Genomic DNA, 5,704 nt, shown 5'->3' with positions numbered 1-5,704 from the left:
TCCTGGGATATTATCCCCCTCACCGAAGACGAGGCTCGGGACTGGGTCGAAGAGCACTGCAGTGCCGACGAGTACATTGAGATCTTCGGTGAAGTCGAAGAGTAAGTCCTGAAATGCCTAGTCTTTGCTTCGGCTGTAATGAGGGGACCGCCACCTCACGGCAGCCGAAGCAGGGCTACGGTATTGCCTCACCAATCAGATAGCTGAATTTTTCCAAAACACAAAAGAATTTTATGAAATGAGGGTTTATATCATGTCAATGGTGCGTATCAGATGCAAATGTTTTCAGTGCGGCAAGACTTTCGAGTGGAAAGCAGAAAGATGGGACTTTGGGGATGCCAAAGAGTGGGAAAGGTGGGCGAGGGAAAAAGTCGTTTGTTGCCCAGATTGTGAGCGCGAGGCATACGAAGAACTGCGCAAAAAAGGCATTAACATATTTTACAGTAAACCGTATGCCTACAAGTCAACTGTACTCCACGGCACAAAGAAGCAGGTTGAGCAAGCTGAGATGATCCGACAGAACTTGCTTCTGGACGCTGGTAGGTTCTTATTTGCAAACCAAACGAGAGCCTATGAACTCCGCGATTTTGTTATTCAATCCAACGTCATGCGGGTCTTAGATGATTTGAGAGATGTGCTTGTACGAGCTCAGAATGAGCGCAGTGCCGCATGGTGGATAAAACATAATTGTTCTGATGGTCCCCATCTGCTGTGGCGGTGTTATTGGGAACAGCGCCCCAAAAAGTTAATGATTATTAGTGCCTAGTCCTCACCTGCCCTGACAATAACAGCAAAACATCGAAAATGAACAAGACGGCCTCCCTGGTTTGGGGAAGCCGTCTTGTTGCTTTGTGTTATACGGTTAGATGCGTTACAGCTGGAATGTCATGTTATCCAAAACGGACCTGCACTCCTCGTCCAGGAGCAGGAAGATACATTTGGGTCTGACCGGAGCGTCCTTGATCGGGCCTGTTTCGTCCTGGAGCGTTTTGGCACAATCCGTGAATCGTTGATACAGAGACCTATCCCGGAATGTATAGGTCACGGCAGGAATACGGAAGCCGAGAAACCGCTTCTCAATGGGGTCCTGCAGGTTTGACATGATGTCGGCGCTGCCCCCTTGGCACGGCTCAACCGCGGTATTCGGCTGATCTCTGTCAACAAAATAGAACGGATAGAGGACCACGGGCTCCTCGTCCTTGGACGGGGCGTCGTGTTCAAAAGACAAAAAATATTCATGGGCGTGAAGCGCCGGATATTCTCCTAATTGGGGGAAGGCGGCGTTATTCGCCAGTTTGCTACCATCGAGATTGCTGAGATAATCCCGGACAGATGTGATTGCAAACGGGGGGAGAGGCTGTATGTCGCGTTTCACGGCAACGGCTCCCTGGTTCACATCCAGTAGCAGAAGGGAGGGAAGACCCGCGGTGGCAAGACTGGCACTGCGGGATTCCCGCTCCCGCTGGATAGCAGCAAGGCATTCGGCAAAACTTTCATACAGGATGTCGTTGGTGAATACGAAAATCTCACGCCTGATCTCGTCCGGGGAAGGTTTCTTCTTTCGGCCCGGCTTGAGTTTCGGAAGCCTGAGATTGGCGACTTCCTTGTATCGGATCATAGTGCTGCTTGATGCAAAGCCATACTGCCGGTTCGGTGCAGTTCCTTTCGTCTCCCGTACATACTGAAAACGGAAAACGGCAGTCCCGTCCTGCATCCCTTGTCTGCGCCCTTTGCAGGTCAGCGTACTGACTTCCACGGTACAGTCTGGCAGTTCATAACAGCTGTCCCCATCCTCGCCGTCCATGAGCTCGCCCCATGTATATGCACCACGTTCAAACAGGTTCAAATAGTCCTTGATGGCTTTCTTAATGACATCTATCGAAGTAATCGTGTTGGACTCCGTGATGAAGCGTTCCACTGCGCCCATTTCCCGTACCACTTTATCCGAGTCAAGGCGCTTGGCCAGCACTTGGAGATCTTCTCGCTCCAAGCTGCATTCTATTTCTCCCTCCATAAACTTCTCCAGGGCGGCTGGCTCCATTTTGAGTATATAGCTCACGGTGTCTGGAAAGATTTTCGGCTGATAATGCCGGAGGATATGCAAAAAAAGCCGGTCGATCCGTGCCTGCTCACCCGGATTTTGCGGCAAAGCGGGAACAGTATTTACGGTGTCCTCCTTTGCGGAGCCCGAGCCCTCTTTCATCCACTGGAATGATACATCGCCCAGGTCCGCAATTTTCTGCAATAGTTCGTCAGATGGTTGACGCTTTCCGTGCTCCAAAACACTGAGATAGTTGCGTGTGATGCCGAGTTCTTGGGCAAAGTTTTTCATATTGGATTTTGTTTTCTGTCTGACCCATTGAATACGGCCGGCAACGGTCAAAACATCACTATTCAGTATGGCGGACATATTGTCACCTCTTTATCTATTTATCTTTTGTGTAATAATGTTTAACTTTTTGCCATAAATGCGGTTTATTTTCTCGCTTTTATTATACCATAAAAACTCAAGATATCAAATAATATTTTGAGAAATAATATATATTATGTTGACGTATTTAGTAAAATATTGTATAATAAAGTTATCAAAAATAGATATATAGTTGAACATAACAAGACTGGTGGTGAACAGTATGAATGACAAAACATGGCCCAATTTTCCCGATATCCAGGCGGGGAAAAATGTGTCCTTGGGGAAGACGACCTATTTTGGTGACAAGCGGCTCGCAGTCTTTGTCATCGGCGACCCGGCGGAAGAACTGACCTGCAGGAACTTGATTACAGCCTGCCTGCCCAACTCATCGGTCACGAATCCCAACTGCGCGTACTTCGACACCCGGAACCATCCGGCAGCGCTCCAGTGGGCGATAGACCAGGGCATTTGCAGGCTGACCGGGCGCAGTGCCTATTCCGATTTCTGCACATTCCCGGAAGTAGAGTTTACCCAGGAAGCTGTGCAATCTATGGCGACTTTGGGCTCTTCAGCCATCTGAAGCAGTAGTTAGATATATAATAGAGAAAAAGCGGAAACCCCTGACTAGTGAAAACGGGAGACCAGCCTTTGTGGCGTGGCCTCCCATCTTTTTTGCTTATAATTCTAAATTTTATTATAGGACGTAAACCGAATATTATCTCTCAATCCCTCCTGCAAATCTCCGTGACGGCTTTTTCAATGCCTCTCTTGAGGCGTGGGTTTCCCAGCACCTCGTCCGCCGTATAACCCAGCGCGTACAGTGTGTCCTCGGTGTCTCTTGTGTAGCCGTACTCATGGTTGTTCAGCTCGTCGAGGAACATCTCGTAGATGAACCCCTCCCCGGTTTCGTCCTCCGCGATGGCGTCCCGCAGTTCCTTTTCGTGCCTGCTGAATGTGTCACGGATGAGCTGTGCGTCCGTTATCTTGAAAAAGCCGCCTGTATTCCCGGCTTTGTAGATCTTGTCAAGGTCTGTCTCCGGGTCGAGGCCCCAGCCCCGCATCATCTCCTCAAACTGCCGGTCGCTGAACGCGAAGCCAATCGGGAGCGCGTTGACCTCCTGCTGCTGTTTCTGGCGAAGTTCTGCGTATCTGTTTTTCACTTGTAAGTCCTCCTTTCCACACGGCTGGCCTTGCTGTGCAGGCCTGTGACAGTCATTTCCGTACCTTTCCCGTGCTCTCACGTCAGGAGGGAGGCGGTCCAGGGGTGCCGCACACATTTTCTTGTTCTGCAAGGACAGCGCGGGTCAGTTTATTCATACAGTCCACGAACCGCCGGGAAGCCCTGTCACGCTTGTGCCCCCAGAACCGCAGATGAGAACACCGGCCGTCCGCAATCGTGGCAGCGGCCAACTTGTTGTTTATCCACCCTTGGGTGCGGAGGGGCACTTCCACCTGATACCGCCTCATCAGGCAGAGGACGATGGAGCACGCGCTGGAATCATGCCGGCTCCGATAAAACTCTACGGTGTCATTTTGAAGCACGCCGCCCTCCCGGATAGTGCGAATGGCGTCCTGCACCTGCTCTTCGGCCAGCCGGTTGTGTTCTTCACAATACGCCTGGTCCTCCGCAACTGCTTTGGCTCTGCGCTTTTGCTCCCTCTCCCGGCTCTTACCTTGATAAATCGCAGACAGTTCACGGCATTCCAAGAGTTCTCCCAACATGAGAGCGCCGACAAAATCCGGGAAGGTCTCGCCGCCATTTTGTTTGGCAGCGCGGTAGGTGGAAACATGTTTGTCCAGGATTGCCTTGATGTAGTCGGCCTGATGGGCCGGGTCGCGCCCAAGCTCCTGTATCTTATCTTCTTCCCGCTTCAAAGCCTCCAGCACCGCTTCATCGCCCCCAGACCAGCGCAGGCCGTCAAAATATTGCGCCCGCTGGTCTTTGTCCCCGTATAAGGCTGTAACTGCGGACGGAAAGCCACAGCGGTCAATCAGATAGAAGTCAGTCGTACGGAGCGAAGCAAGATACCCATGTAACTCCACATAGAGGATATAGTCGTCCCCCTCCCCTTGGGGGTACTGCCGGTCCGGCTTTCCATCGCGCCTCCAGAGCCGGTAGGTGTCTGTCCCGTTGGACACTTCGCGCACCAATATGGCCCGCATCTTCTTTCCGTCTGCATTGAAATTCCCCTGGTAAAAGAGCGGGGTCATCAGTTTTGCGTTTGACATTGTACGATCTCCTTTCATATTTTTGTATCGCACTGACAGCGGTTGTCATTGACTATTAGCGAAATTGTGTATATAATCATGATAAAGGGGGCGGTTGATATGCCGAACATCAGGCCCGTATCTGACCTGAGAAATCATTTTGCGGAAATCACCCATGAGGTGCAGGCCAGCAAGGAGCCCGTATTCCTGACCAAAAACGGCGTGGGGTCTCTGGTGGTCATGAGCATGGAGGCTTATGAGGACGGCCTGTATGAAAGCCGTGTCTACGATAAGCTGATAGAAGCCGAGCTCCAGGCCGCGCAGACCAAAGAGCGCAGGACCCATACCGAAGTCATGGAGAACGCCCGGCGGCGTCTGGCCCGCTATGGAGATGACGAGGATGTATAAAATCGTCTACCTCCCTTTGGCGGAAGCGGACATTCTGGATGCCGTGGACTATATCGCCGGGAAGCTGGACGCCCCAAAGGCCGCACAGGACTTGCTGGATGAACTGGACAATACGGTAGAGCGCATCTCCAAGTACCCATACGCCCACGAGCTGTATCGGACAACCAGGCCCATGCGGGATGAAATCCGCAAGGTGCCGGTGAAAGGGTATGTCCTGTATTACGCGGTGCTGGGGGACACGGTGGAGATCCGGCGCCTCCTCCATGGCCGCAGGGACCGGCAGAACATGGGACTGTAATTCTGATACATGGTCAGGAACGCCCGCACGGTTGACCCGTGCGGGCGTTCCTGCTTCATCCTGCCAGCCGGTCTGTACTCTCCTGGTCCCCGATGTGGAGCAGGATGTCCAGTTCCGTGAGCCGGGCAGCCTTCTCCGCCAGCTCCGCCTCCTGTGGAAACGGCTTCTCCAGTTCTGCCTTGGCCGCCTCGCACTGCTGAAGGGTGTGTTCGATGGCGTCCTGTGTCTCCTGGATGCGCTGGGACAACCTGTCCAGCGCATGGTCGATGCGGACAAGGTTCCCCTTGGCGTCCTGCCCAAGTTCTACGCTGTGCTCTGCGGAGCCCTTCAGTATGGCCTTATAGCAGAGTAAGCCGGTACAAAGCAGGACGGTAAAG

At 52.3% G+C, this 5,704-nt stretch carries 7 protein-coding genes and 1 pseudogene; 4 read left to right on the top strand and 4 right to left on the bottom strand.

Translation table 11 applies throughout. The annotated features are described in order from the left end of the window. Window positions 1-253 precede the first annotated feature (253 nt). Entirely contained in the window at window positions 254-766 is a 513-nt protein-coding gene (locus B5F94_RS15355; protein WP_087272698.1) for a hypothetical protein, read from the top strand. A gap of 105 nt (window positions 767-871) precedes the next feature. Here B5F94_RS15355 and B5F94_RS15350 read toward each other — a convergent pair whose 3' ends face one another. Continuing rightward, window positions 872-2,410: a helix-turn-helix domain-containing protein gene (locus tag B5F94_RS15350; RefSeq protein ID WP_087331389.1), complete on the bottom strand. Its 1,539-nt coding sequence runs from the start codon at window positions 2,408-2,410 to the stop codon at window positions 872-874. A gap of 223 nt (window positions 2,411-2,633) precedes the next feature. On the opposite strand from B5F94_RS15350, the gene B5F94_RS15345 reads away from it, so the two are divergent. After that, window positions 2,634-2,993 (top strand): DUF4313 domain-containing protein, encoded by a 360-nt coding sequence (locus B5F94_RS15345; protein WP_087272704.1) that lies wholly within the window; start codon window positions 2,634-2,636, stop codon window positions 2,991-2,993. Window positions 2,994-3,135: 142 nt separating this feature from the next. On the opposite strand, the gene B5F94_RS15340 is transcribed toward B5F94_RS15345, so the two are convergent. Further along, complete coding sequence (locus tag B5F94_RS15340) at window positions 3,136-3,573, bottom strand: DUF7659 family protein (RefSeq protein WP_087272706.1); 438 nt, start codon at window positions 3,571-3,573, stop codon at window positions 3,136-3,138. An 82-nt stretch (window positions 3,574-3,655) separates the two neighbouring features. Then, entirely contained in the window at window positions 3,656-4,642 is a 987-nt protein-coding gene (locus tag B5F94_RS15335; RefSeq protein ID WP_087331387.1) for a hypothetical protein, read from the bottom strand. A gap of 99 nt (window positions 4,643-4,741) precedes the next feature. Here B5F94_RS15335 and B5F94_RS15330 point away from each other — a divergent pair, with 99 nt between their 5' ends. Further along, complete coding sequence (locus B5F94_RS15330) at window positions 4,742-5,029, top strand: type II toxin-antitoxin system Phd/YefM family antitoxin (protein WP_087189560.1); 288 nt, start codon at window positions 4,742-4,744, stop codon at window positions 5,027-5,029. Continuing rightward, complete coding sequence (locus tag B5F94_RS15325; RefSeq protein WP_158100308.1) at window positions 5,022-5,327, top strand: type II toxin-antitoxin system RelE/ParE family toxin; 306 nt, start codon at window positions 5,022-5,024, stop codon at window positions 5,325-5,327. Before B5F94_RS15330 ends, B5F94_RS15325 begins: the two co-directional genes overlap by 8 nt. A 55-nt stretch (window positions 5,328-5,382) precedes the next feature. On the opposite strand, the pseudogene B5F94_RS16530 reads toward B5F94_RS15325, so the two are convergent. Beyond that, window positions 5,383-5,704 (bottom strand): annotated as a pseudogene (locus B5F94_RS16530) (hypothetical protein); the annotation flags it as partial.

It is taken from the genome of Flavonifractor sp. An4, from assembly GCF_002161755.1.
Classification (GTDB): domain Bacteria; phylum Bacillota; class Clostridia; order Oscillospirales; family Oscillospiraceae; genus Flavonifractor; species Flavonifractor avicola.
The sequence above is the reverse complement of the archived record's forward strand: the minus strand, read 5'-3'. Positions and strand labels throughout refer to the sequence as shown.

Excerpts from the sequence above, each read along its gene's own strand:
- B5F94_RS15330 (WP_087189560.1), top strand. The coding sequence starts at position 4,742 with ATGCCGAACATCAGGCCCGTATCTGACCTGAGAAATCATTTTGCGGAA.
- B5F94_RS15325 (WP_158100308.1), top strand. The coding sequence starts at position 5,022 with ATGTATAAAATCGTCTACCTCCCTTTGGCGGAAGCGGACATTCTGGAT.
- B5F94_RS15355 (WP_087272698.1), top strand. The coding sequence starts at position 254 with ATGTCAATGGTGCGTATCAGATGCAAATGTTTTCAGTGCGGCAAGACT.
- B5F94_RS15335 (WP_087331387.1), bottom strand. The coding sequence starts at position 4,642 with ATGTCAAACGCAAAACTGATGACCCCGCTCTTTTACCAGGGGAATTTC.
- B5F94_RS15350 (WP_087331389.1), bottom strand. The coding sequence starts at position 2,410 with ATGTCCGCCATACTGAATAGTGATGTTTTGACCGTTGCCGGCCGTATT.
- B5F94_RS15345 (WP_087272704.1), top strand. The coding sequence starts at position 2,634 with ATGAATGACAAAACATGGCCCAATTTTCCCGATATCCAGGCGGGGAAA.